A 23,801-nucleotide genomic window follows, 5' to 3' on the forward strand; every position below is an offset into this window, starting at 1 on the left:
CACAGTCAGGGGTCGTCTGCTTGCCCTGATGGTGCTCGTGGTCGTGCCGATCGCCGTCGTCGCGGCGGTGACGGCGCTGGTCACCTATCGGCTGGTGCTGACGTCGATCGAGGCGTCGCAGCGTCAGGCGGTCGGCAGTTTCGTTGTCCGGACCAATATCCTTTACCGGGAGATGGTGCGCGGCATGATGGTGGCCGGACAGGCGGTGGCGGCCGGCAGCAGCACGGCAGCCGATTGCCAGGCGGTCGCGCGCCGGCTCGCCGACCGCGATCTGGGTATCGAGGGCGTCTATATCCGCATCGCCGGGCGGGTCACCTGTGCCGCAGGGCGTGCGCCGGCGCTCACGGACGAGATGGTCACCGCCATAGACGGCCAGTTCCGCACGCGCCCGCCGACGCCATCCCAGATCGGCAATGATCTCGCCGAAGCGCGCTATGGCACAGTCGCAACCGGCGGACGGCGCTATCTCGTCATCCAGGCCGCAGGCGAGCCGGACGCCGCCGGCCAGCGGATCGAGGGGCTTTTCCTGGTCAATGCCGCGGTGCTCGACGGCGTGTTCGACATGTCGGCGACCTTTCCCGGAACCATCGTGGCCCTTGTCCAGCAGCCGGACCAGGTGGTGATCGCGCGGGGCGATGCGGAAGCCGGCCAGGAATGGCTGCCGCGCAGCGTCCTGTTGAATCGCGATTTCCAACGCTGGCGCGATACCAGTCGCGGTGGCGTCAGCGCCACCTATGCCTCGCGCCGGGTTGCCGAGCCGGACCTCTACCTGCTCGCCCGCTTCGACGATGCCGCCGAACAGGCGGCGTTCCTGCAGTTTCTCATGCTCCTGCTCACGCCGCTGGTCACGCTGCTCGTGCTGTTCGGCGCCTATTCCTATGCCATTGATCGTCACATCCTGCGCTGGATCCGCGGCATCCAGCAGGCGGCCATCGCGCGCTCGTCCAGCGAACCGCGCCTTGCACCGGTTGATGCCGCCATGCCCGGCGATATCCGTGCCGTGAGCGAGTCCTTCAACACCCTGGTCATCGATCAGGCGGAGAAGCTCGCCTCGCTCAATCTTGCCCTCGACGCGAACAGGCAGTTGCTCCGGGAACTCCATCACCGGGTCAAGAACAGCCTGCAGGTCGTGCAGAGCTATCTCAGCCTTGCCCGCCGTCAGAATGGCGAGGCCCATCGCGCCGTGCTCTCCGCGGTGGAGGCGAAGATCCACGTCCTTTCCATTGCCTACCGCCTCGCCCTGTCGCAGGGCGAGATGCGACCGGTCCCGCTCAAGCCCTTTCTCAACGAGATCGCACTCTCGCTGAACTCTCTCCTGCATGACGGCCAGTCCTGGGTTTCGGCGGACTGCCCCGACAAGGTCGGCCTGCCGATCGACAGGGCGATCCCGCTCGGTCTGCTGGTGGTCGAGATTGCAAGCCATGCGGTCAACGTCGAGGGTGCCGATCATCTCGATGTGCGGCTCGTCTGCGAGAGCGAGGGCGACATGACAGTGGAAGTCGTCACCGACGTCCGGCGCTCGCAGGCCCTGAAGACCCGGGTCGCTCATGGGCTGCTGCGCCAGCTGGAAGCCGAGCCGCTTGCCGGTGCCGCTTCCGGATCGCTCGGTCGCTGGCGGATCTCGGCCGAACTGACCTGACCCTTCCGGATGGGCGGTCCTTCCGGCTTGCGGAGCGGTGACCGCCAGAAGGCTGCCCCAGGGACCAAAAGAAACGGCCGCCCGAAGGCGGCCGAAGTCAGGAGGGGGGAGGTCTGGCACCGCGCGCATAAGCGATGTCGTCTCATCAACACGCCCGAAACGGAAAGGTTCCCTTCCTTTCTCGTCCGAGCCGGACCCGGCTCACGTGCCGGTCGGCCGGAGCCAGGCCGGCAACGTCCAGCGCGGTGCCTGTGCCTGCAGGCGCGCCCCGGCAGGGCGCCGCGCGAGGGTGATCTTGCGGTCGTGAAAGGCCTCCAGCTCCTGCCTGTGACCGACGCTGATGACCGAGGCATCGGCCAGGTCGCTGACCACCATGGTCAACATCGCATGCTGGCTCTCCTCGTCGAGGGCAGAGGTGGCTTCGTCCATCACGATGATCGTCGGCCGGTGGATCAGCAGCCGGCAGAACGCGATCCGCTGGCGCTCGCCGCCGGACAGCGTGCGATCCCATTCGGCATCCTCATCGAGGCGCCTGGCGAGTTCACCGAGGCCGCAGCGTCGCAGCGCATCGCCGATCACCTTGTCGTCCACGGGCGTGTCGCCGTGGGGATAGAGCAGGACCGTGCGCAGGGTGCCGAGCGGGATGTAGGGCTTCTGCGGGAGGAAGGCGAAGCGCGCGTCCTTCGGCAGCCTGATGCGGCCGGAACCCCAGGGCCAAAGACCGGCCAGTGCTCGGATGAGCGTGCTCTTGCCCGATCCGCTCGGTCCGGCGATCAGGACCCGCTCGCCACGTGCGATCTGCACGGTCGCATCCTCGATCACCACCCGTCCGTTGCGATGGGACAGCGAGACATGCTCCAGGTGGATCGCCTCATCCGGGCTCTCGTCGAAGACGATCTCCCTCTGCTCTTCCATGATCGAGCCGATGTCGAGTTCCTCGAGCGTCTCCACCAGTTCGTCCACCCGGATGACCGAGGCATACCACTCGGACAGGCGGACGAAGTTGTCGACGAACCAGATCAGCGCCGCCTGAACGGCCGTGAAGGCGGCCACGACCTGCATGACGGCCCCCAGGGACAACTCGCCGGACAGGTATTTGGGCGTGGCCAGCATCAGCGGCACGATGGGAAACAAAGCGCCGTTGGTGTTCAGGACGAGGGCGATCAGGCCTTGCCGCCGGATGATCGCCAGCCAGGCCTGGACAAGCGTCCCGAACGTGGTCTCGACGGCGGACTTCTCATCCGCATCGCCCTTGATAAGCGCGATGCTCTCGGCATTCTCGCGCAGCCGGGTCATCTCGGCCCGGAACCGCGCCTCCCACTCGTTCTTGTTGCGCACGCGGCCCACCAGCGCGCGGCCGACGAAATAGGCCGCGGCCGAGGCGATGACCGCGTAGAGAACCGCCGCGAGCGCCATATAGGCCGGGATGACGATGACGCTGTCTCCGATCCGGACCGTCAGGGAGCCGGCAACCGTCCACAGGATCGCGGCAAAGGTCACCGCGGTCACAAAGGCTGAAACCAGGCCGATTGCGAACTCGACCAGCGGTTCGGTCGACTGGCGGACATCCTCCGCCATCCGGTATTCGGGCGGCCCCTGCTCGGGCGCGATCAGGCCGAGCCGGTAATAGCGCTGGTCGGCAATCCACCAGCCGGTCAGCCGCCGTGTCAGCCATTCGCGCCAGCGCACCTGCAGCAGCATGCGCATGACCACGAGCCCCGAGACGGTGAGGGCCAGTGCAGCGATCAGGATGGGCAGAAGGCCGATTGCCGTCATGACCGCGCTGGTCGACCGTGTCTCCAGCGCATCGAAGAACAGGCGGTTCCACATGGTCATGCCGACCTGGGCGCCGATCTGGGCGAAGGCGAGGACGAGGACCAGCAGGGTCAACAGCCAGGCCCTGCGGCGCGAAGGGCCGGACCAGAAGCCGAGCGCGACGCGGAAGAACGAGCGCGTGCGGGAGCGGTTCCTCGACGTTGCGTCGGAGGAACAGGACATTGCCATCTCGGTCATGGGACACGTCTCCTGACGTGATCGTGGGCAGGTGGACACGGACAGGATGCGTGCCGCAGGATGCAACGCCGCGGTGCGCTTCGGGTTCCCGCCCGAAGCTGCCGGCCGGTCGCCTTATCCCTTTCAAGTCTGGAGGCTTTTCATGAACCCGGGCCGCCCGTCACGGCAGGCTGTCCAGCCCTGGTGCGAAACCTGCCCGCTGCGCAGAAAACCCGCTTTCCTGCCGAAGGGCGAGGACGAGGTCGCCTTCATCGCCGCGCTGAAGACCGACCACCGGCGCCTTGCCGCAGGGCGGGAGATCATCTTCCCCGGCCAGGACGATGCCGAACTGTTCACGCTCTATTCGGGCTGGGCGTTCCGCTACAAGACGCTTCCCGACGGCCGCAGGCAGATCCTCAACTTCCTGTTGCCCGGGGACCTTCTCGGGCTGCAGGCCTCGCTCCTGTCGGTCGCGCAATATGGCGTCGAGGCGCTGACCGACGTGGAGCTCTGCGCCTTCCCGCGCCGCCGCATCTGGGATCTGTTCGTCAAGATGCCGCAACTGGCCTATGAACTGGCCTGGCTCGGCTCGCGCGAGGAAAGCCTGATCGACGAGAACCTCCTGTCAGTCGGGCAGCGCGGCGCGGCCGGCCGTGCCGCATCGCTGGTGATCTCGCTCTACCGGCGGGCCGAGGCGGTCGGCCTTGTCCAGGACCGCGGCTTTCTCTTTCCGCTCACCCGACAGCATCTGGCGGATGCGCTGGGCCTGTCGCTGGTCCACACCAGCAAGACCTGGTCGCGGCTGCGGCGTGCGGGACTGTTCGACCAGGTCGACGGCCGGCTCGTCCTGCTCAATCCACGCCTGACCGAGCAGCTTGCCGAACGGTTTGGCGGTGATATGGCGAAGCGGCCTCTTCTGTAGATCAGGTGGTCTGCCGGGAGGTCGCGATCCCTTGGGAAAAAGACGATGTCCGGATCGGAACTTCTGCTGTTCCAGGCGGTTGTTTGAACAGACACGGCGGCTTCGGTCTCTTCGCGGGCCGGATACGATGTCTTTTTGTTCAACAACAGCAGGAGATCACGATGAATCGCAAGATCCTCATCACGGCGTCGCTCGCAACGCTCATGGCGACGGGCGCGCTGGCTCAGACGACCGCTCCGGCCCCCGCGCCGGTCGCCCCCGCTCCGCAGGCTGCTCCGGCCACCCCGGCAACCCCTGCCCCGGCCAGGACGACGGCGGCCATGCATGGTGAGATGACCACCGGCAAGATCGTCGGCATCTCCATCTATGCCCCGACCGAACGCGCGGCGGCTGCGCCGACGACGGCTCCCGCCACGACCGCCGCTCCGGCGACGACGGGCAGCACCGCTCCGGGCGCGACCGCGATGGGCACTTCCGCTCCGGCCGCGATGACGGTGTCTGTCGTCACCGACGAGCAGTGGCGCTCCATGCGTGACCAGCACGAGTCGATCGGCAAGATCGATGATCTCGTGATCGGTCAGGACGGCCGCATCTCGCAGGCAATCGTCGGCGTGGGTGGCTTCCTCGGCATCGGCGAGAAGAAGGTGGCCCTGCAGCTCGCCGACGTGAAGCTGATGCGCAGCGAGGACGGCACCCTGTTCGGGATCGTCATGCGCACCAAGCAGCAGCTCCAGGACATGCCGGAGTTCACGGCCAGCCGCTCGTAACCGGGCCTTCCTGAGCACTCGGCAGACCAAGAGCCCCGCGCCATATGGCGCGGGGCTTTTTCGTGTGAGAAGGGGAGGAAAGCCTCCCGGTTCACCAGGGCGGTCATTGGCAAGACCGCCGAGCGTTGCATCGGGACCGTCTCCGCGTTGAGGGCAGCCCGAACAGCCGTCGGCCAGATCAGGGAACCCGGAGGTCCGCGCTTCCTCTATTACTGGCAGAGGCGATGATCGCCCGACCGTCCCCGCCGTTCGATGTCGAAATGGAGATGATCGGCATGGGCAGCGTCCGTGCCCGGGCCGAGGACCGTGGTGAACCAGCCGCAGGCCGAACGGCGGACAGCGCCGACAAAGCGGATCGCGGCCTCGCCCGAAGCAGCGTCGCCGACAACGATGCGCCGGCCCCCGGCAAAGCTGAACCAGCCGATGTCGATCGCCTCGCCGCGGCCATGCGCGCTCGGGCGTGCGCCCGCCACATGGTTCCGCGTCCGGCAAGTATATCCCGGCCCCGTTCCGAACGCGGCCAGTTCGGCGGTGGAGGCGGCCTCGCCGGTCACGCCTTCGCCGCCCGCCTGGCCGCGCGCCAGCGGGGCGAGCACATCGCGGGCATAGCCTGCCACTACGAGAGCGAAAGAACAGGCAAGGACAGGCCGGTCGGGCAATGCGATCCGGCGGCCGCGATCGACCAGGGCTTCCAGCCGGACCGGATCGGCGATGCCACAAGGTGCCGCCGCCTTTGGCGGCTCGACCGGCTCGAAGATGGCGCCCAGCTCGGCAAGCCGACGCCGGCAGACATCGGTCGCAGGCGCGCTCGCGGCTGGTTCGGGCGTCGTCGAAGGTTGTGAAGGGGGAGAAACGGGTTCGGGTGCGGGTCCGGATGACGGTCCGGCGCCTGGGGGACGCGGTTGCGGCAGCGGGGCATTTTCGGGCGGGCTCTGGGAGCGATCCGCCTCAGCCGGAGGCGCTACAGACCGATGGCTCCGGGCCGATGCATCTGACGATCCCATACAGGCTCCGGCGAGTGCCGAGAGCATCAGGATCGGCAGGTTGCGCGCCGGTATCATGACCTCACGGCGACTTCAGCCCGTGGGCGGCCAGGAGCAAAGCGGTCATGAACAGGATGACAGGGCTGGTGAGAAGCTCGATCATGGCAGGGGTCCTGACCTGGCCTTGGTGACGAAAAAGCCGCGGCCGTTGCCGGCCGCGGCTTCCCCGGTCAGTGCTTGCTGAACCGGCTGTAATAGTCGAGCGAGGGAACCGTGCCGCCGCCGTCATGCTTCAGCAGGTCATTCAGCTCGTAGTGCGGCGCCTGCTCGAGATCCTGCTTCGACAGGCTGCAGACATAGCCGCCCTGATTGGGATCGTAGTCGAGCATGGACCAGGGCAGCGCGTGGTAGCGCTCGCCGATGCCGAGGAAACCGCCGAAGCCGATGACGGCAAACATCACCTTGTCGGACATCTTGTCCAGGACGACGTCCTCGACATGGCCGACCTTCTCGCCGGCGCGATTGTAGACGCCGGTGCCGGTGACGCGCGAGGCAGCGATGGCTCGGGTATGGCCGGAGGGAGTGGGCATGGGTGCCTCCTTCAGTTGGGGTGGATACAGCTGATCAACGTCCGGTAAGCCATTCCGTTCCGACTGGCAGAGGGCTGGCGAGGGGCATCAGCATCGTTTTCAGAACGTCCTGGAGCACAGCCGGCGGGACCGGCTTGGACAGGAAGACATGCGGGGTGCGGCCGAGCTGCGGATGGATTTCCCTGTCGCCGGACAGGACCAGGATGCGGGCGCCCTGACCGTGCAGGGCATCGGCAAGGCTGGCGCCCGTCGGTCCGTCGGCGAGGTTCAGATCGACCAGCGCGATATCCGGCCGGACGATCCCGGCCAGTCGCACGGCCTCGTCGAACGTTGCCGCCGTGCCGCAGCAGACGGCGCCGGCCTCGGTGATCTCCGCTTCCAGTTCCATGGCCAGCAGAGGGTCGTCCTCGCAGATCAGCACGGAGGGCAGTCTTGCCACCGCCGCGCTGCGCAACCGCCGGGCGGTCGGCACGAGAAAGCGCCCGGCGAGGACATCGCCGGGCGTTGGCATCGTGGCATCGTTCATCGGTCAGGGCTCCTCGATGTCGCCGTGCGGGCAACACTCATGCTTCGGAATCCTTGGCGGGATCCTTGCTGATCTGGTTGGCGACCACCGCGCCGAGCGCAGCGGCACCGGCAACCACCGTCGCGCCGAGAGCGGGGCTCGATGCGATGGCGCGGATCGCCGTCGGGGCTATGGCAGGGGCCACCATCAGAGCGGTCGCTGCAAGCGTGTCGCGCCGCCTACGCATCCGCCGCCGCCAGACGGCCGTGCCGATGGCCATCATGCCAGCCATCGCGAACAGAATGCCCGCGATGGCCAGATGCGCGATGATCGTGCCGTAGGCGTCAGAGATGGCGACATGGGCGGCGGCGAGCAGGAAGCTGCCACCGGCCACGACGACCAGTCCGACTGCGGTCCAGGCCACGACCAGGGTCACGCGGTTGCGTGCCATGGCACCGACCTCCCGTGCGGCGAGCAATGAAAGGCCCCGCCACATGACGGTCACCGCGTCGACAGGTAGCCGACGACGAGGCCGGCCGCAGCCGCGATGCCGAGCGTGCGAAGGGGGTTGGTCTTCACTTCTTCGGCCATCTTCTCCTGCACCTCGCCGGCCTGGTCCCGGGCGGCGGTGAGCACGCGCTGCGGGTCGATGCCAGCCTCGCGGAGCTTGTCGCCGACCTGGGCCACGAGCGTGTCCACCGTGGTCGCGGCCTGTTCGGTGACGGTCTCGGCGTCAGCGGCGGCACTGGCGCGCAGAGGGGCCTTGCCGGACGATGCCTTGTTGGCGGAACGCGACGTGCGGGTGCTGGTCGCGGGCGAACCGGTCCTGGTGCTGGCCTTGGCCATGATCTTACCTCCTCGCGGAAACGTCAGGGAAAGGGTGCGACGGCCTGGTGCCGCCGTCGTCTCCGGATGAACGCCCGGCGGGGTCAGCGGTTCCATCCCCGGACGTCGACGGTCCATCGGCTCCGCCATCCGCCGGCGCATCGCGCAGGGTCGACATGGTCTCGACCATCGCCAGCGCCACAAGAAGGATGGGGGTGGAGAGGATGGCGCCGACAGGCCCCCACAGCCACAGCCAGAAGACGAAGGACAGGAACACGACGAAGGGCGAGAGCATGAGCCGCCGCCCGATCATGACCGGGGCGATGACATTGCCCTCCACGATCTGGACGAGGAAGAAGGCCAGCGCCGGCCAGACGATCTGGAAGGGCGTTCCGCCGTTCATCAATCCGGCACCGAAGATGAGGGCGGTGACGATCAGCGGGCCGACATAGGCAAGATAGTTGAGAGCGAAGGCGAGGGCGCCCCAGAACATCGGATAGGGGAAGCCAGCGGCCCAGGCGATGGTCGCGGCGATGGCGCCGACGCCGAGGTTGATGACGGTGACCACGCCGAAATAGCTGGCGATGCGCTGCTCGACCTCCTCGAAGAAACTGCCGGCGACCTGCCGGGCGTCCCGTCCGAGGCACAGGCGCAGCACCCGCGCCTTCAGATGGCGCCGGGCGGCAAGGTAGAAATAGACGGTCGCGACGAAGATCAGCAGGCTGCCCGCAGCACTCGTCGAGGTCATGGCGATGTCGAGCAGAGGGGAGAGCGACAGCCCGCCGGAGAGCTCCACCTGGGGCGCGCCGCTGGAGGTATCGGCCGCCCATTGCAGCCGCCTGAGGAAGTCGAACAGGCCGTCCAGCCGCGTCTTGAGGGTTTCCATGATGGCGGGGATCTGGTCGGCGCCCATGGCCACCGGAGCTGCGAGCACAGCGAAGATCGACATCAGGCAGAGGGTGCCGCCGCCAACCACGGTTGCGGCCGCAAGGCCATGCGGCACGCCGCGGCGCACGAGGGAATCGGCGACCGGGCCGAGCATGATGCCGAACACGATGCCTGCAGTGACGGGAAGCGCGATGGGCCGCGCGATTGCGAGGGCCGCGGTTGCCAGAATCACGAAGATGCCGACGGTGGCCCAGCGCGCAACCGGATCGTGGTCGCCGGAGAACCAGGGCCCGTGATCGTCGTCCGGTTCGGGTTCGGGCTCGACGGCCCGCCACGGCTGGAAGCGCAACAGATCGCCTTGCATGGACGCCGGTCCTCATCGGGGGCCGGCGACATGCCGGCTCCACAGCCAACCGGATCAACGACTGGATCGGGCGAAAGTTCCTCTGCCGACGATGTCAGCGCTGCTCGTCGGCGCGCAGCACCACCTCCAGCCGCGCGACGATCCCCCCGGGACGGTAGTCGATCGCCACCTCGCCGCCGAGTTGCGAAGCAAACAGGCGCTGCAGGAGCAAGGTCCCGAAACCCTGACGCGAGGGCGGAGCGACGGGCGGTCCCCCCGCCTCGGTCCAGGTCACGGACAGATGCGGCTCGGGGCTGGTCCGGTCGGCCTCGATCCGCACATGGACGCGACCGGCCGGCACGGACAGGGCGCCGTATTTCACCGCGTTCGTGGTCAGTTCGTGGATGGCCATGCCGATGGTGACGGTCATGTCGCGCGGGATGGTGATGTCGGGGCCGTCGATGACCACCCGTTCCGAGCCGGTGCCGGTATAGGGCTCCAGCTCGCCCCTGAGGATGTCGTGCAGCGGCGCGCCCGACCAGGCCTCGCGGGTGAGCAGGGAATGGGTCCGGCCGAGCGAAACCAGCCGTTCGGCGAAATCCTCCCGGAACGCCGCGAAGGTGGTGGCCGAGCGGCCGGTGGTGGAGGCGATCGCCTGCACGGTCGCCAGGATATTCTTGACCCGGTGGTGCAGCTCGCGGATCAGGACCTGCTGGTTCTCTTCGGCCTGCTTGCGTCCGGAAATGTCGAGGCCCGTGCCCAGGATCTGGGTGATCCGGCCGGCCGCATTGCGCTGGAACGGCGTCTCGCGGATCAGGAACCAGCGGTAGCTGCCATCGGAATGGCGCAGCCGGTATTCCGCCTCGCGCACCTCGCCGTCGGCAAGCCGCCGCACGGCCCGGCCGAACCGGGCCAGCGCCTTGCGGTCGTCGGGATGGATGAGGCTGTTCAGCTCCGCCATGTCGCGGCCCTGCAGTTCGGCCGGCGCATAGCCGAGGCTGTCGAGAACCTGAGGGTTCACATAGGCGTTCTGCCGCCGCTGCACGTCGGTGATGTAGATCATGTTCGGCGCCGAGAGCATCAGGCGCTCGAGCCTCGCCTTCTCCTCGGCAAGCGCCACATCGGCCAGCCGCGCCGCGGTGACGTCCTCGCAGAAGGCGCCGATGGCACGGACCTCTCCGGCCGCATTGCGGACGGGGTAGAGATGGGCACGCCAGGTGCGCGAGGGGTAGATCAGATGGGCGATCTCGCCCTGGATCTCGATGTTGCGCTGGGTCTCGCCGGCCAGCACGCGCTCCATGACCGGCCGCAGGCGCGCCTCGAAATGCGGGATGACGGAGAAGACCGGCATGCCCCTGTGATCGGCGAGCGGGCGCCCGTCCATCGCGGCCAGGGCCTGGTTGACGCGAAGGAAGGTGAAGTCCGCATCGATCAGGGCGAGGCCGACGGGTGCATGGTCATAGACCGATTCCAGCTCGCGGACGCGCTGTTCGAGCTGCTCCTGCGCCGTGACGAGGGCCTGTTCGTCGTGCTTCTTGTCGTCGATATCCGTGCATGTTCCGAACCAGCGCTCGATCCGGCCTTCGTCGTCGCGGATCGGCTCGCCGCGCCCCATGAACCACCGGTAGCCGCCGGCGGCGCTCTTCAGGCGGTACTCCACCTCGTAGGGCTCGCCGGTCGACAGGCTGTTCTGCCAGCGTTCGATCGTCGGCGCGACATCGTCGGGGTGCAGAACCTCCTGCCAGCTCCAGCCCGACGAGGCATTCGGGTCGCGACCCGTATACTCGTGCCAGCGCTCGTTGAAATAGTCGACGAAGCCGTCAGGCCCTGCCGACCAGACCAGCTGCGGCATGGCATTCGCGATGGTCTGGAACTTGCGCTCGGTCTCCTGGAGGGCCTCCCCGGCAACGCGCAGGCGCTCGGCCGCCAGTATCCGGCGCGCCTCGACGGCCGCATAGTCCCGCCGGACAGTGGAGAGGATGCGGCTGGAGGCGAGCATGGCGATGCCGAGGGTGGCGGCGATCAGGCTCAGGCCGATCAGCGCCACCGGCGCGATGGTTGCGGCAAAGGCCCGGTTGAACACGGTCTCGGGGATGGCGATGACGGTCGAGAACCGGCTGGCCGGCGCGCGTGCGAAGGCAAGCGTTGCCGGCAGGTTCTCCACGGTGCGGGTCTTCACGATGCCGGCCGTTCCGCCGGCCAGAGCCTGGCGCACGGCAGGGATGGCTACCGAGCCGACGAACCGGCCCTCGTCGCGCGTGCGCGAGACCACGCGATCCTCGGCATCGAGGATCGCTGCGATCCAGTCCTCCTGCATGGCCTGCTGGGTCAGGGCCGCGCGCAGGACGCGGGAGGGGATGATCTGGGCGACCACGACCTGGTCGCCTGAGCGCGTGACCGCAGGCAGGCCGGCCATGATGGCCGGCTCGCCCGTCGGGCTGTTGACGATAACGCCGGTGACCGTGAAGGCATTGCGGGACAAAGCCGTCTCGACGAGCGTGCGCGTGGGCGCGTCGAGCGACTGGCTGCCGCCGCCTATCGGGAAATAGGTGTTGAGCAGCCGCCGGCCGGAGCTGTCGAAGATGGCCACGAAGGTGCCGGCCTCCGCCGAGGCCTGGGCCTGACGGTAGAGCGCCAGCCAGTCTCCGGTGGCAAGCGAAGGGGAGGCGGCCAGGGCCCTCAGATAGCCCTCCGACTGGCGCATCTCGCTGTCGACGCTGGCCGAGATGGCCCTCGCAGTCTCTACGAGACGCGCCTCGATGCGTCCGCGTTCGCTCAGGTGAGCCTGCCATACGGCACCGATTCCGAGCGCCAGCAGCGGCACAGCGATGCCGACGATCAGCAGGACCAGGCGTTTGCGGAGGGAACTCAGTCGGCGCTTCTCGTCCCCCTCTGACAGGGAAGCCGGAAAGCCGGGCGTCAGCGCATCCATCGGGTCTGTCCGGGTCCGGAGGCCGGCTGGGATGCTGGCCGGGGTCTGCAGGGGCGAATCATCGTCAGGTCTTCAAGCTTGGCAGGCAAATGCGGCGACCCGACAGGCCGGCCGACTGAACGCCCATCAACGCCCATCGGCGCGGAAAGTTCCATCGACATCGACGGGAACCTCGGCAGCGCTGACGGGTTATCCGGCTGACATCCCGATGTCGGTCAGGCCCTGCTGGGGGCAGGGCCAGATCCATCAAAGAACAGGAGACAAACCATGGGTACGCTTCTGCACTGGGCAGTCGTGTTTCTCGTTGTCGCCCTTGTGGCGGCTTTCCTCGGCTTCGGCGGCGTTGCCGGCACTGCGATGAGCGGTGCGCAGTTGCTCTTCTGGGTGGCGATCGTTCTGTTCGTCGTCTCGGTGGTCGCGGGCCTGATCAGACGGGCCTGACGCGGGGCGCGCCCCGCACACAGCCGATGAGCATATCGACGGCCCGCAGTATCCAGCTGCGGGCCGTTTGTCGTCGTGGAGCTTCGGTCCCTTGGCCCGACGCCAATCGCCAGGCGCCATCCGGAAAAGAAAGCGGCCCCGGCGATGATCGCCAGGGCCGCTTGATCTTCTCTGCTTGGGAAGGAATGGCGTCGTCAGCTCCAGAAGAACGCCAGCAGTAGGATGATGGGAAGGGGGATTCCAAGCATCCACAACAGAAAACCGCGTCCAAGACCCATGGTCTTTCTCCTTGCGTTGACATGCGACCTGCAGGATCAACGTCGGGAGAAGCGACGGGTTCCGGTCTCGATCACAAAGGTCCGTTGCGTTGCTGACTGGCCGTCGCGGCCATCATCCGCATTTGAGGCCGCGGTGAAGACGGCAAGCGGCGGACAAAAAAATAGGCGACCAGCGGTTACCGCTGGTCGCCCGCCGGGCGCTCGTGGGGGGACGCCCGGATCGCGAAGATGGTCAGCGCCCATCAGGCGCCGTCGACCACCTTCTTGACCACGTCCTTGGCGTCGGCCTTGGCCTGCTGGGTTTCGCCCTTGATCTCCTGAAGCTTGCCCTTGACCTGCATTTCGGTGTTGCCCACCGCCTTGCCGACGGCCTGGCGAACATTGCCGACGGCCTCGTTGGTGACGCCCTTGATCCTGTCTGTGGTGCTGCCCATGGCATGAAACTCCAATCTGGAACGGCCAGGTGCCGTCGGGTGATCAACGCGCCGCTCCCCGCCGGGTTCCCGCCCCATCTGCGGTCATCGGCATTCATGATCGGGCGCATCGTCAGCGTATCGATACGGTGTCGGCCCATCGGATCGGCTGAAGGCCAAATGACCGCAACAAATTCCCAGATATTGGAACATCCGCGACGAGAGGACGTTGGTGTCGTGACCGGACTTTCTGTTCGGATTGACAGTGGAGGATATGATGAAATCGATCCTGAAAGCGGGCGCTCTCGCCGGCGCTCTCGCCCTTACGTTCCCGATGGCCTCGTTCGCCCAGCAGCAGCAGGGCGTGCCGCCGGGTGTGGCCGCAGGCGCGGCGACCGGCGCCGTGGGTGGCGCAATCGTTGGCGGACCCGTCGGCGCGGCGGTCGGCGGTATTGCCGGCGCGGTCGCCGGTGGCATCGCGGAGGGCACCCGTCCGCAGTTCCGCGAATATGTCGTGGAGCGTCGCCACAACTCGCATGCCGTCGAAGGCGATATCGTCGTCGGAACCGTGCTGCCGCGCTCGGTTACCTATTACGAGGTGCCGGATCGCTTCGGTGACACCCAGTACCGCTACACGATCGTGAACGACCGCACCGTGCTGGTCGAGCCGCGCACCCGTCGCGTGGTTCAGATCATCGAGTAACGGTCGCAAGCCGTCGGGCGCCGCTTCTGGCAGCGCCGATCGAGGGGCCTCGGTCAGAATTGGCCGGGGCCTCTGGCGTTTGCAGATGCACGATCCTTGCCGGCGCATCTGGCATTCGACCCCTGATCAACCCAGCCTTCTGGCGAGAGGGATTGGTGCGCGCGGCCGGACGATGCGATAACCGCGGATGCGCGACCCATCCGGACCTTTCTTCAGGCGGCCTGCATGAACCTGCGCCAGCTGGAACTTCTGCGGGCGGTGATCCGCTGCGAAACGACGGTGGGGGCTGCGCGCGAACTCGGCCTGTCCCAGCCGGCCGTCTCCAACGCCATCAGGCACCTGGAGGATCAGCTCGGCTTCGCCCTGTTCGAGCGGATCAACAATCGCCTGTTCCCCACGCAGGAGGCGCGTGCGCTCTATCAGGATTCCGAGCCCATCTTCGCCATGCACACGGCGCTCGAGGCGCGCGTCCAGGATCTGCGCGACAACCGTGCCGGCCGCATCCGCATCCTCGCGACGCCGCCGCTCGGCTACGGCCCCATCCCGGTGGCCCTGCAGCGTTTCCTCGCCCGCAAGACCAAGGTGCGGATCTCGTTCGATGTGCTCCGGCTCGAGGATGTCGCCGAGAAGGTCGAGCTTGGTGTCTCCGAACTCGGCTTCGTGCTCGGCATCGGCGAGCATCCGGCCCTGAGGGTGGAGCCGGTCTATGAGGGGCGGATGGTCTGCGTGGTCCATCGCGACCATCCGCTCGCCAGCCGCAGCGCCATCACCCCGGCCGATCTGAGGGGCGAGCCGTTCATCGCCCTGGAACGGGGCACGCGGCTCGGCACGGCCGTGAGGCGCGCCTTCGAGGCGGCCGGCGAGCCGTTCCATCTCGCCGTCGAGGTCCGCTACTGCCACACGGCCTGCGTGCTGGCGGCAAGCGGCATCGGCATCGCGGTGGTGGACCCCTTTTCGCCCGGCGGCAGCGGGCGCCCGGACCTGGCCGTCATCCCCTTCGAGCCGGAGACGGCGGTGCGCGCCTATGTCGTGTCGTCCCGCAGCCGGCCGCTGTCGCGCCTGGCGAGCGAGTTCCTGCGCGAGGTGCGCCTCGCCCTGAGCGAGGCTGCCGAGCGGCTCGCCTGATCCCGGACGGTCCGTGGGAATCCTTTGCCGTCAGCGAGCCTATTTGCCCAGCAAATGGGCCTGCCTAAGAAATCATAGTCGAAGGATTGTCGCCCTCGTCCGCGCGGACGCAGTCTGGCGCCGCGCCCGTTCAAGGGCCGCCAGAACCCCGGACAGAGGATTTCATGCCCCGCATCCTGCATGTCGCCGCGGCCCAGATGGGCCCCAACCAGCGAGCCGACAGTCGGACCGACATCCTTGCGCGGATGATCGAGCTGCTCGACGAGGCCGCCGGGCAGGGCGCACAGCTGGTGGTCTTTCCGGAACTCGCCTTCACCACCTTCTTTCCGCGCTGGCTGCTCCAGCCCGGCGAGGTCGACGGCTATTTCGAGCCGGCCATGCCCAACCCCCAGGTCGCCGCCCTGTTCGAGCGGGCGCGCGAGCGCCGCGTCGGCTTCTATGTCGGGTTCGCGGAACTCGCCGAGGGCCGGCGCTTCAACACGTCCATCACGGTCGGCCCGGACGGCCGCACGCTCGGCAAATACCGCAAGGTGCACCTGCCCGGCTCCGTGGAGCCGCGTCCCGGCGACCGCTTCCAGCAGCTGGAAAAGCGCTATTTCGACTATGGCGACCTCGGCTTTCCGGCCTTCTGGGGCCCTGCCGAATGGCATGACCCCGTGCTCGGCATGCTCGTCTGCAATGACCGCCGCTGGCCGGAGGCCTGGCGCTGCTACGGGCTTCAAGGCATCGAGCTGATGCTGATCGGCTACAATTCGGCCGCCTATGACCCGAATGGCGGCACGAGCGAAAACGAGGCGCTGCGCACGTTCCATTCCACGCTCGCCGTCCAGGCCAATGCCTACATGAACGCCACCTGGGCGGTCTCGGTGGCCAAGGCCGGCAACGAGGACGGATCGGGCCTGATCGGCGGCTCCTGCATCGTCGATCCCAACGGCACGGTCGTTGCACAGGCCACAACGCTTGGCGACGAGGTTCTGGTCGCTGCCATCGACCTCGATGCCTGCCGGCAGGGCAAGGAGAAGATGTTCAATTTCGCTGCCCACCGCCGGCCCCAGCATTACCGCGCCATCGTCGACCAGATCGGCGCTGTTCTCCCGCCCCGGCCTGCCACCACCGACGAGAGGCGCAGCGCATGAGCCAGTCAGCCGCCAGCACCGCCGCCCTGCCGGATGTGTCCGGCCACACCATCGTCGCCGAACGCTACTGGGGCCGGTGGATGGCGGTGGCCGTCATCCTTGTCGTCCTCGCGGCGCTGGTGCGCGCCTTTGCCGTCGGCCAGATCGAGTGGGACGTCGTCGCCCAGTTCCTGACCGCGCGGGCGATCATGGAGGGTCTCGCCAACACCATCATGATGACCGTCGGCGCCATGTCGCTGGGGATCGTCCTGGGCGTGGTCACCGCCATCATGCGCATGTCGCCGAACCCGGTGCTGAAGAGCGTCGCGATGGGCTATGCGTGGCTGTTCCGCGGGACCCCGGTGATCCTGCAGCTTCTGCTCTGGTTCAACCTGGCGCTGGTCTTCCCGACCATCGGCATTCCGGGCGTCTGGTCCGCCCGCACGGTGGATGTGATGACGCCGGCAGTGGCGGCCCTGCTCGGCCTCGGCATCAACCAGGGCGCCTATACGTCCGAGGTGGTGCGCGCCGGCATGCTGTCCGTCGATGTCGGCCAGTACGAGGCGGCAAAGTCGATCGGCATGACGCGGCTCACCGCCCTGCGCCGCATCGTCTTCCCGCAGGCGATGCGGGTGATCATCCCGCCGCTCGGCAACGAGACCATCGGCATGGTCAAGCTCACCTCGCTGGCCAGCATTATCCAGTTCTCGGAGATCCTGCACAACTCGCAGAACATCTACTATGCCAATTCGCGGGTCATCGAGCTGCTGATGGTCGCCGCCTTCTGGTATCTGGCCGTGGTCTCGATCCTGACCCCGCTGCAGATGCTGCTGGAGCGCCATTACGGGCGCGGCGCGGGGGTGGGCCGATGACCAGCGTTCCCGCCGCCACGGCCCTGCGGCCCATCGTCTCCATCGTCGATGTCCACAAGAGCTTCGGCAGCTTCAAGGCGGTCGATGGCGTCTCCCTCGACGTCGCCCCCGGCGAGGTGGTCTGCATCATCGGCGCCTCGGGATCCGGCAAGACCACGCTGCTGCGCTGCATCAACCAGCTCGTGCAGATCGACAGCGGCGCCATCTGGGTCGATGGCGAACTGGCCGGCTACCGGATCGACGGCGACAAGCTCTACCGCCTGCCGGAGCGCGAGATCGCACGCCAGCGGCTCGCCACCGGCATGGTGTTCCAGCGCTTCAACCTCTTTCCCCACCTGACCGCCATCGGAAACATCGTCGAGGGGCCGGTGCAGGTGCTCGGGCGGCCGAGGCGCGAGGCGCTGGAGGAGGCCCAGGCGCTGCTGAAGCGGGTCGGCCTGAGCGAGAAGGCCGATGCCTATCCGGCCAACCTGTCCGGCGGCCAGCAGCAGCGCGTGGCGATCGCCCGCGCGCTCGCCATGAAGCCGAAGCTCATGCTGTTCGACGAGCCGACCTCGGCGCTCGATCCCGAACTGGTCGGCGAGGTGCTGGCGGTGATGCGCGAACTCGCCGCCTCCGGCATGACCATGATCGTCGTCACCCACGAACTGGGCTTTGCCCGCGAGGTCGCCGACCGCGTCGTCTTCATGGACCACGGCGCCATCGTCGAGACGGGGCCGGCGTCGCAGGTTCTCGGCTCGCCGAAGGAGGCCCGCACCAGCGCCTTCATCGCGGCGGTGCTGGCGTGAGCCGGTCCGGTCCCCGACCCTTCTGCATTCCAGAGCCGGAGCAACCGGCCCTCCTTCCAGACACCCGGAGCTCCACCATGCTGACCCGCCTTTTCCTCTCCGCCGCGCTCTGCCTGACGGCCGGCGTGGCCGCCGCGCAGGAACTTCCTGCCGCCCTCCGCCAGCGCGGCACGATCATCGCCGCGGTCGTGCCCAACTATCCGCCGCTCGAGATGAAGAACCCGCAGACCAATGAGTTGACCGGCTTCGACATCGAGCTCGGCAATGCCATCGCGGCAAAACTCGGCGTTCGCATGCAGTGGCAGGAGACGAGCTTCGAGCAGATGCTCGCCGCGGTCCGCACCGGCCGCATCGACGCGGCTATGCAGGGCTCGGAGACGCTCCCCTACATCATGGGCCTCGAGCCCAATACCTTCGCCCTCGTCGGTGAGCCGACCCGCTTCACGCTGATGGGCATCGCCACGGCGAAGGAGGCGGAGGACCTGCGCCAGGCCATCGTCCGGGCGCTGAAGGAACTTATGGCTGACGGCACCTATCGCCAGTTGCTCGCCAAGTGGCAGCTCCAGCCCTCGGAACTCACGGAGGTCACCATCAATGCCGGTCGCTAGTCTCGACGCCCTGCCGCTGAAGCCCGCCAACCGGGCCCCGCTCTCGCCTGTCCATCCCTGGCCGAAAGGCAACCAGGCCGCGCTGTTCCTGTCGTTCGACGTCGATGCGGAATCGGCCTGGACGGCCAAGGATCCGAACCATTACGAGCGCCTCGTCACCATGTCCTATGGCGGGTTCGAGGCGCGGGTCGGCGTGCCCAAGCTCCTGGAGATGCTGCGCCAGCAGGAGCTGAAGGCAACGTTCTTCATCACCGGCTGGGCCATCGAGGCGCACACCGCCATGTGCGAGGCGATCGCGAAGGACGGCCACGAGATCGGCCATCACGGCTTTCATCACCTGATGCCCGATCCCGGCGCGCCGCATATCGTGGAGGAGGTGGAGAAGGGCCTCGACAGCCTGAAGCGCCGGCTCGGCGTGGTGCCGGTCGGCTACCGCGCCCCGCTCGGGGAAAGCTGCGAGGAACTGCGTGTCCTGCTGAAGCAGCACGGCTTCCTCTATTCGTCGTCGTGGCGCGACGACGTGCGTCCCTACCGCCATGTCCTCGCCGACGGCACGCCGGGCATCATCGAGCTGCCCGTCACCATGACCTACGACGACTGGATGTACGGGCTCACGCACCGCTATTCGCCGCGGCCGCTGTTCCCGCGCGAGCACGTCCTGTCGATCTGGAAGGACGAACTCGCCGAAACCCGCGACTGGGGCGGGCTGATCACCACGGTCCTGCATCCGCAGGTGTCCGGCCGGCCGATGCGCCTCAGGCTTCTGCGCGAATTCCTCGAGCATGTGAAGGACTACGGCGACGTCTGGATCGGCACGGGACAGGAGATCGCCGGCCATTTCGCAAGCTGCGAGGCCGCGGCCGCCAGGGCGGCGTGAACGAAAAGGCGGATGCAGGCCGTGCCGGCATCACGCAGGTCCGGCCTGCAACCGAAGTCCAGCCAATCGCTATCCAGCAAGGAGCCAAGAGCCATGATCACCAGAACCGCCTTCCTCGCCGCCGGCCTCGCCGCGCTGCTGTCCGCCGGCGCCGTGGCCCAGCAGCCGATCCCGCTGCCGGAGGCCATCCGCACCGCCGGTGTCGTGCGCATCGGCATCGAGGCGACCTATCCGCCCATGGCCTACAAGGACCCGGCGACCAACGAGCGCCGCGGCTTCAACGTCGACCTCGTCACCGAGATCGCCAAGGTGCTCGGCCTGCGCATCCAGTGGGAGGAAATGGCCTTTGCCCAGCTCATCCCGGCGCTGACCACCAACCGGATCGACTTCTCCGGTTCGTCCATGACCGACCTGCCCTCGCGGCGCGAGCGCCTGTCCTTCGTGGACTATGTCTCGACCGGTCCGCAGATCTTCGCGCTGACCGCCCAGGCGGGTGACCTGAACCAGCCGACGGATCTGTGCGGCAAGTCGATCGCGACCCCGCGCACGACGGCCTATTTCCCGACGCTGCAGGCCTGGAGCCAGAAGAACTGCGTGGAGCAGGGCCGCCCGGCGATCAATGTCGTCGGCACCGAGGGGGCGACCGCCACCCGCACCGATCTGAGGCAGAACCGCGTGAATGCCGCCGTGCTGGGCGCCGAATATGTGGTCTATCTCAGCCAGCAGGAGCCGGGCGTGTTCAAGCGCATCGGCGACCCGATCGGCCGCAACATGTCGGGCCTCGCCTTTCCGCGCCAGTCGACCGAACTGCGTGACGCGGTTGCCGCCGCTCTCAACCGGCTGATCGAGAACGGCACCTACATGACGCTCCTGAAGAAGCATGGCCTGGAGGCCCAGGCCCTGCCGCGCGCCGAGATCGACGCCGGCCAGCCCTGATCGGGTGCAGCCGAAAGCGGCCGGGACCGTCCCGGCCGCTTTCGACCCGCACGGTTGCCTAGAGCGCCTCGACGATGGTGACGTTGGCGATGCCGCCGCCTTCGCACATGGTCTGCAGGCCGTAGCGCTTGCCGCGGGCGCGCAGGGCATGGACGAGGGTCGCCATCAGCTTGGTGCCCGAGGCGCCCAGCGGGTGGCCGAGCGCAATGGCGCCGCCGTTGACATTGAGCCTTGCGGGATCTGCTCCGGTGGCCCTGAGCCAGGCCAGCGGCACCGGCGCGAAGGCCTCGTTGATCTCGTAGAGATCGATGTCGCCAATCGCCATGCCGGCGCGCTTCAGCGCCCGCGCAGTCGCCGGGATCGGCTCCTCCAGCATGATGACGGGGTCGCCCGCCGTGACCGTCAGATTGTGGATGCGGGCGATGGGCTTCAGCCCGTGAGCCTTCACCGCGCGCTCGTTGGCGACGATCACGCCCGAGGCGCCGTCGCAGATCTGGCTGGCATTGGCGGCGGTGATGACGCCGCCCTCGACGAGGGTCTTTACCGAGCCGATGCCCTCCAGCGTCGCGTCGAAGCGGATGCCCTCGTCGCGGCGATGGGGCTCGCCGTCGACGTCCACCGCGACGATCTCGCGGTCAAAGGCGCCGGCCTCGGTCGCGGCGATGGCGCGGCGATGGCTCTCGAGCGCGAAGCGGTCGAGCTCGTCGCGGGTGAAGCCGTATTTCTTCGCGATCATCTCGGCGCCGGTGAACTGGCTGAAGCCCTCGACGCCGAAGCGCTGCTGGATGCGCCTGGAGAAGGGGCCTTCTCCGATGCCGGCCTTGGCGTAGAGGCCGGTGACCGAGCCCATCGGCACGCGCGTCATGCTTTCCACGCCGGCGGCGATCACCAGGTCCTGGGTGCCCGACATCACGGCCTGGGCCGCGAACTGGATCGCCTGCTGCGAGGAGCCGCACTGCCGGTCGATGGAGACGGCCGGCACGCTCTCGGGCAGTCTTGAGGCCAGGACCACGTTGCGGCCGATATGGAAGGCCTGTTCGCCGCCCTGGCTGACGCAGCCGACGATGACGTCCTCGATGGCGGCCGGGTCGATGCCGGTGCGATCGACCAGCGCGTTCAGCACCTCGCCCCCGAGGTCGGCAGGGTGCCAGCCGGCAAGCCTGCCGCCGCGGCGTCCGCCGGCGGTCCTGACCGCATCGATGATATAGGCTTCGGCCATGGTTCCGTCTCCCGTGTTGGCCCGCGCCCTCAGGCGTGGCGGGCGTGTTTCCAGTCGCGCTTGATCTTCTTGGCCAGCGACCATTTGTGAACCTCGGTCGGGCCGTCATAGATGCGGAAGGCGCGCACCTCGCGGAACACCTGCTCGACGATGGTATCGGCCGAGACGCCCATGCCGCCCATGACCTGCACGCAGCGGTCGGCAATGCGCATCAGCGCCTCGGAGACCGCCACCTTGGCCATCGAGCTCTCGGCCGTGCCGAGCGAGCCGCTGTCGAGCACGCCCGCACACCAGTCGATCATCAGTTCGGCCTGCTTCAGGTCGATGAGGTTCTCCGCCAGCATGAAGCCGACGCCCTCGTGGTCGATGAGCAGCTTGCCGAAGGCCTCGCGCCGGCACGCATAGTCGGTGGCGATCTCGTTGGCGCGCGTGCAGGCGCCGAGCCAGCGCATGCAGTGCGACAGGCGCGCCGGCGACAGCCGCACCTGCGCATATTTGAAGCCTTCGCCGCTCGCCCCCAGCATCTGGTCGGCGGGCACCCGCAGATTGTCGATGACGACCACCGCATGGCCGCCGGGCATGGATGAATCGATGGTGTCGAGCACGCGCTCGGTGCGGATGGCCGGGTTCGGCAGGTCGACAAGGAACATGCAGGCGCCGTCGTCCGACTTCGCCATGACGATGCCGACCCTGGCGCCCTCGGCCCCGGTGATGAAGGCCTTGCGCCCGTTGATCACCCAGTGGTTGCCGTCCGGGCGGCAGGTGGTCTTCATCATCGAGGGATCGGAGCCCGCGCCGCCCTCGAGCGCCGGTTCGGTCATGAAGAACGCGGAGCGGGCGCGCCCTTCCACCAGGGGCTTGAGGAACTGCTGCTTCTGCTCCGGCGAGCCGACCTTGCCGAGCAGGTACATGTTGCCCTCGTCGGGGGCGGCCGTGTTGACCGCCACCGGCCCGAGCGGCGACAGGCCAGACCGGATCAGCACATAGGCGGTCTCGATCTGGGTCAGGTGGTCGCCGTCCTCCAGGATATGCGGCGTCAGCACCCCGGCAGCCCGCGCCTTCTCCTTCAGTTCAATGACGAGATCCTCGGAGGGGCCATGCGGGCCGAGGCGGGCGTCGCGCTCGTAGGGCACCACGACCTCGCGCACGAAGGCCTCCACCTTCGCGGCAATGGCGCGGGCGCGTTCGGACACCTGCCCGGCAGCGGCTTGATCGGTCGCGGCGTGGTCTGCACCGGCGTGGCTCATGATGTCTGGCTCCCCCGGACGGGTGTTGCGAAGGGATCGTCGCCCGCGGCTGCGGCTGCGGCGCCGTCATCCGGGGCCGTGGCCGCGCGCATCAGGTCCGAGCCGGCATAGGCCGCGCGGAAATCGCGCTCCACCTTGTCGAAGGGGAGGTCCGACCAGGCGCCATGGTGGCGCAGATATTCCATGTGGCGGCGTCCGCGGGCGTCGAATTCCTGGAGGATCGCATCCGAACGGCCGTCGAATTCGGTCGGCGTCACGCCGAAGCGCTCGCACAGTTCAATGTTGAAGGCCGGCGCCGCCTTCACCCAGCGGCCGTCAATCTTCAGGAGCGAGAAGCCGTGGTCGACGAACAGGGTGCTGCCGCCCATCTGGCGCGTCAGCTTTTCCGATGTCAGGTGGTTGGTGACATCGGCAAGCCCGACCGCGGAGGGAATGCCGGCAGCGCGGGCGAGCGCCGAGAGCAGCACCGCCTTGGTGATGCAATAGCCGTGATCGGCAGCCAGCACCGTGCTCGCTTTGTGGTGGCCGGGGGTCAGGCGGAAGTTGAACGGGTCGTAGCGCCAGCCGTCGCGCACATGGTTGAACAGCCGGACGGCCTTTTCGCGATCGTCGGCCGCGCCGGCCGTCACGGCGGCTGCCCGCGCCCGGATGTCCGGATGGTCGCTGTCGATCAGGAGGCCCGGCGCGAGCCAGGCGGGATGGTCCGGCAGGGGTTCGTCCGGCGCCGTGTGAACCGCCTCTGCCATGGCCGCTGCCGCTCCGCCTGTCGCCGTGTCCTGCATGGCAGACGGGA

24 protein-coding genes are annotated in these 23,801 nt (G+C 67.8%); 12 read left to right on the top strand and 12 right to left on the bottom strand.

Annotated features, from left to right (window positions below; genetic code table 11):
• Positions 1–28 precede the first annotated feature (28 nt).
• Positions 29–1,639, top strand: a complete 1,611-nt coding sequence (locus tag ACTIFS_RS10470; RefSeq protein WP_439574035.1) for a sensor histidine kinase — start codon at positions 29–31, stop codon at positions 1,637–1,639.
• A gap of 201 nt (positions 1,640–1,840) precedes the next feature.
• Here the strand turns inward: ACTIFS_RS10470 and ACTIFS_RS10475 are convergent, their stop codons facing one another.
• Complete coding sequence (locus tag ACTIFS_RS10475) at positions 1,841–3,652, bottom strand: ABC transporter ATP-binding protein/permease (protein ID WP_439574036.1); 1,812 nt, start codon at positions 3,650–3,652, stop codon at positions 1,841–1,843.
• Between the two features lie 142 nt (positions 3,653–3,794).
• Between ACTIFS_RS10475 and ACTIFS_RS10480 the strand changes: the two genes are divergently transcribed.
• Together ACTIFS_RS10480 and ACTIFS_RS10485 are read left to right on the top strand one after the other, a co-directional pair.
• A complete protein-coding gene (locus ACTIFS_RS10480) occupies positions 3,795–4,553 on the top strand; it encodes a Crp/Fnr family transcriptional regulator (RefSeq protein WP_439574037.1) in 759 nt (252 codons plus the stop codon).
• Positions 4,554–4,714: 161 nt separating this feature from the next.
• Positions 4,715–5,320: a PRC-barrel domain-containing protein gene (locus ACTIFS_RS10485; RefSeq protein WP_439574038.1), complete on the top strand. Its 606-nt coding sequence runs from the start codon at positions 4,715–4,717 to the stop codon at positions 5,318–5,320.
• A 209-nt stretch (positions 5,321–5,529) separates the two neighbouring features.
• On the opposite strand, the gene ACTIFS_RS10490 is transcribed toward ACTIFS_RS10485, so the two are convergent.
• The 7 genes from ACTIFS_RS10490 to ACTIFS_RS10520 form a co-directional block, all read right to left on the bottom strand.
• Complete coding sequence (locus tag ACTIFS_RS10490) at positions 5,530–6,381, bottom strand: extensin family protein (RefSeq protein WP_439574039.1); 852 nt, start codon at positions 6,379–6,381, stop codon at positions 5,530–5,532.
• A 152-nt stretch (positions 6,382–6,533) separates the two neighbouring features.
• Entirely contained in the window at positions 6,534–6,893 is a 360-nt protein-coding gene (locus ACTIFS_RS10495; protein WP_439574040.1) for a PRC-barrel domain-containing protein, read from the bottom strand.
• A 34-nt stretch (positions 6,894–6,927) separates the two neighbouring features.
• Complete coding sequence (locus ACTIFS_RS10500) at positions 6,928–7,419, bottom strand: response regulator (protein WP_439574041.1); 492 nt, start codon at positions 7,417–7,419, stop codon at positions 6,928–6,930.
• Between the two features lie 37 nt (positions 7,420–7,456).
• On the bottom strand, positions 7,457–7,849 hold the full coding sequence (locus tag ACTIFS_RS10505) for a hypothetical protein (protein ID WP_439574042.1): 393 nt from the start codon (positions 7,847–7,849) through the stop codon (positions 7,457–7,459).
• A gap of 50 nt (positions 7,850–7,899) precedes the next feature.
• Entirely contained in the window at positions 7,900–8,244 is a 345-nt protein-coding gene (locus ACTIFS_RS10510) for a glycine zipper domain-containing protein (RefSeq protein ID WP_439574043.1), read from the bottom strand.
• Between the two features lie 4 nt (positions 8,245–8,248).
• Positions 8,249–9,475 (bottom strand): AI-2E family transporter, encoded by a 1,227-nt coding sequence (locus ACTIFS_RS10515; protein ID WP_439574044.1) that lies wholly within the window; start codon positions 9,473–9,475, stop codon positions 8,249–8,251.
• Between the two features lie 94 nt (positions 9,476–9,569).
• Complete coding sequence (locus ACTIFS_RS10520) at positions 9,570–12,386, bottom strand: PAS domain S-box protein (RefSeq protein WP_439574045.1); 2,817 nt, start codon at positions 12,384–12,386, stop codon at positions 9,570–9,572.
• Positions 12,387–12,653: 267 nt separating this feature from the next.
• On the opposite strand from ACTIFS_RS10520, the gene ACTIFS_RS10525 reads away from it, so the two are divergent.
• Positions 12,654–12,827, top strand: coding sequence for a DUF1328 domain-containing protein (locus ACTIFS_RS10525; RefSeq protein WP_439574046.1), 174 nt, complete (start codon positions 12,654–12,656; stop codon positions 12,825–12,827).
• A 520-nt stretch (positions 12,828–13,347) separates the two neighbouring features.
• Here the strand turns inward: ACTIFS_RS10525 and ACTIFS_RS10530 are convergent.
• Complete coding sequence (locus tag ACTIFS_RS10530) at positions 13,348–13,539, bottom strand: CsbD family protein (protein ID WP_439574047.1); 192 nt, start codon at positions 13,537–13,539, stop codon at positions 13,348–13,350.
• A 256-nt stretch (positions 13,540–13,795) separates the two neighbouring features.
• Here ACTIFS_RS10530 and ACTIFS_RS10535 point away from each other — a divergent pair, with 256 nt between their 5' ends.
• The 8 genes from ACTIFS_RS10535 to ACTIFS_RS10570 all read left to right on the top strand — a co-directional run bounded on the left by ACTIFS_RS10535 (position 13,796) and on the right by ACTIFS_RS10570 (position 20,542).
• Entirely contained in the window at positions 13,796–14,221 is a 426-nt protein-coding gene (locus ACTIFS_RS10535; RefSeq protein WP_439574048.1) for a DUF1236 domain-containing protein, read from the top strand.
• Between the two features lie 225 nt (positions 14,222–14,446).
• Positions 14,447–15,346, top strand: a complete 900-nt coding sequence (locus ACTIFS_RS10540) for a LysR family transcriptional regulator (protein WP_439574049.1) — start codon at positions 14,447–14,449, stop codon at positions 15,344–15,346.
• 164 nt (positions 15,347–15,510) lie between these two features.
• Positions 15,511–16,482: an N-carbamoyl-D-amino-acid hydrolase gene (locus ACTIFS_RS10545; RefSeq protein WP_439574050.1), complete on the top strand. Its 972-nt coding sequence runs from the start codon at positions 15,511–15,513 to the stop codon at positions 16,480–16,482.
• Positions 16,479–17,333 (top strand): amino acid ABC transporter permease, encoded by an 855-nt coding sequence (locus ACTIFS_RS10550; protein WP_439574051.1) that lies wholly within the window; start codon positions 16,479–16,481, stop codon positions 17,331–17,333. Before ACTIFS_RS10545 ends, ACTIFS_RS10550 begins: the two co-directional genes overlap by 4 nt.
• The gene (locus tag ACTIFS_RS10555) at positions 17,330–18,121 is read left to right on the top strand and encodes an amino acid ABC transporter ATP-binding protein (protein WP_439574052.1); all 792 of its coding nucleotides are present in this window, start codon (positions 17,330–17,332) and stop codon (positions 18,119–18,121) included. Before ACTIFS_RS10550 ends, ACTIFS_RS10555 begins: the two co-directional genes overlap by 4 nt.
• A gap of 77 nt (positions 18,122–18,198) precedes the next feature.
• Positions 18,199–18,729 (top strand): transporter substrate-binding domain-containing protein, encoded by a 531-nt coding sequence (locus ACTIFS_RS10560; protein ID WP_439574053.1) that lies wholly within the window; start codon positions 18,199–18,201, stop codon positions 18,727–18,729.
• Entirely contained in the window at positions 18,716–19,606 is an 891-nt protein-coding gene (locus tag ACTIFS_RS10565) for a polysaccharide deacetylase family protein (RefSeq protein ID WP_439574054.1), read from the top strand. The genes ACTIFS_RS10560 and ACTIFS_RS10565 overlap by 14 nt, the downstream gene beginning before the upstream one ends.
• A gap of 93 nt (positions 19,607–19,699) precedes the next feature.
• A complete protein-coding gene (locus tag ACTIFS_RS10570; protein WP_439574055.1) occupies positions 19,700–20,542 on the top strand; it encodes an ABC transporter substrate-binding protein in 843 nt (280 codons plus the stop codon).
• Positions 20,543–20,600: 58 nt separating this feature from the next.
• Here the strand turns inward: ACTIFS_RS10570 and ACTIFS_RS10575 are convergent, their stop codons facing one another.
• Genes ACTIFS_RS10575 through ACTIFS_RS10585 form a run of 3 tightly spaced genes read right to left on the bottom strand, consistent with a single transcriptional unit; the run spans position 20,601 to position 23,754 of the window.
• A complete protein-coding gene (locus ACTIFS_RS10575) occupies positions 20,601–21,761 on the bottom strand; it encodes an acetyl-CoA C-acetyltransferase (protein WP_439574056.1) in 1,161 nt (386 codons plus the stop codon).
• Between the two features lie 29 nt (positions 21,762–21,790).
• The gene (locus ACTIFS_RS10580; protein ID WP_439574057.1) at positions 21,791–23,008 is read right to left on the bottom strand and encodes an acyl-CoA dehydrogenase family protein; all 1,218 of its coding nucleotides are present in this window, start codon (positions 23,006–23,008) and stop codon (positions 21,791–21,793) included.
• Positions 23,005–23,754, bottom strand: coding sequence for a transglutaminase-like domain-containing protein (locus tag ACTIFS_RS10585; protein ID WP_439574058.1), 750 nt, complete (start codon positions 23,752–23,754; stop codon positions 23,005–23,007). Before ACTIFS_RS10585 ends, ACTIFS_RS10580 begins: the two co-directional genes overlap by 4 nt.
• Positions 23,755–23,801: the final 47 nt, after the last annotated feature.

This window comes from Phreatobacter sp. (assembly GCF_051860605.1).
In the GTDB taxonomy this organism is placed as follows: domain Bacteria; phylum Pseudomonadota; class Alphaproteobacteria; order Rhizobiales; family Phreatobacteraceae; genus Phreatobacter.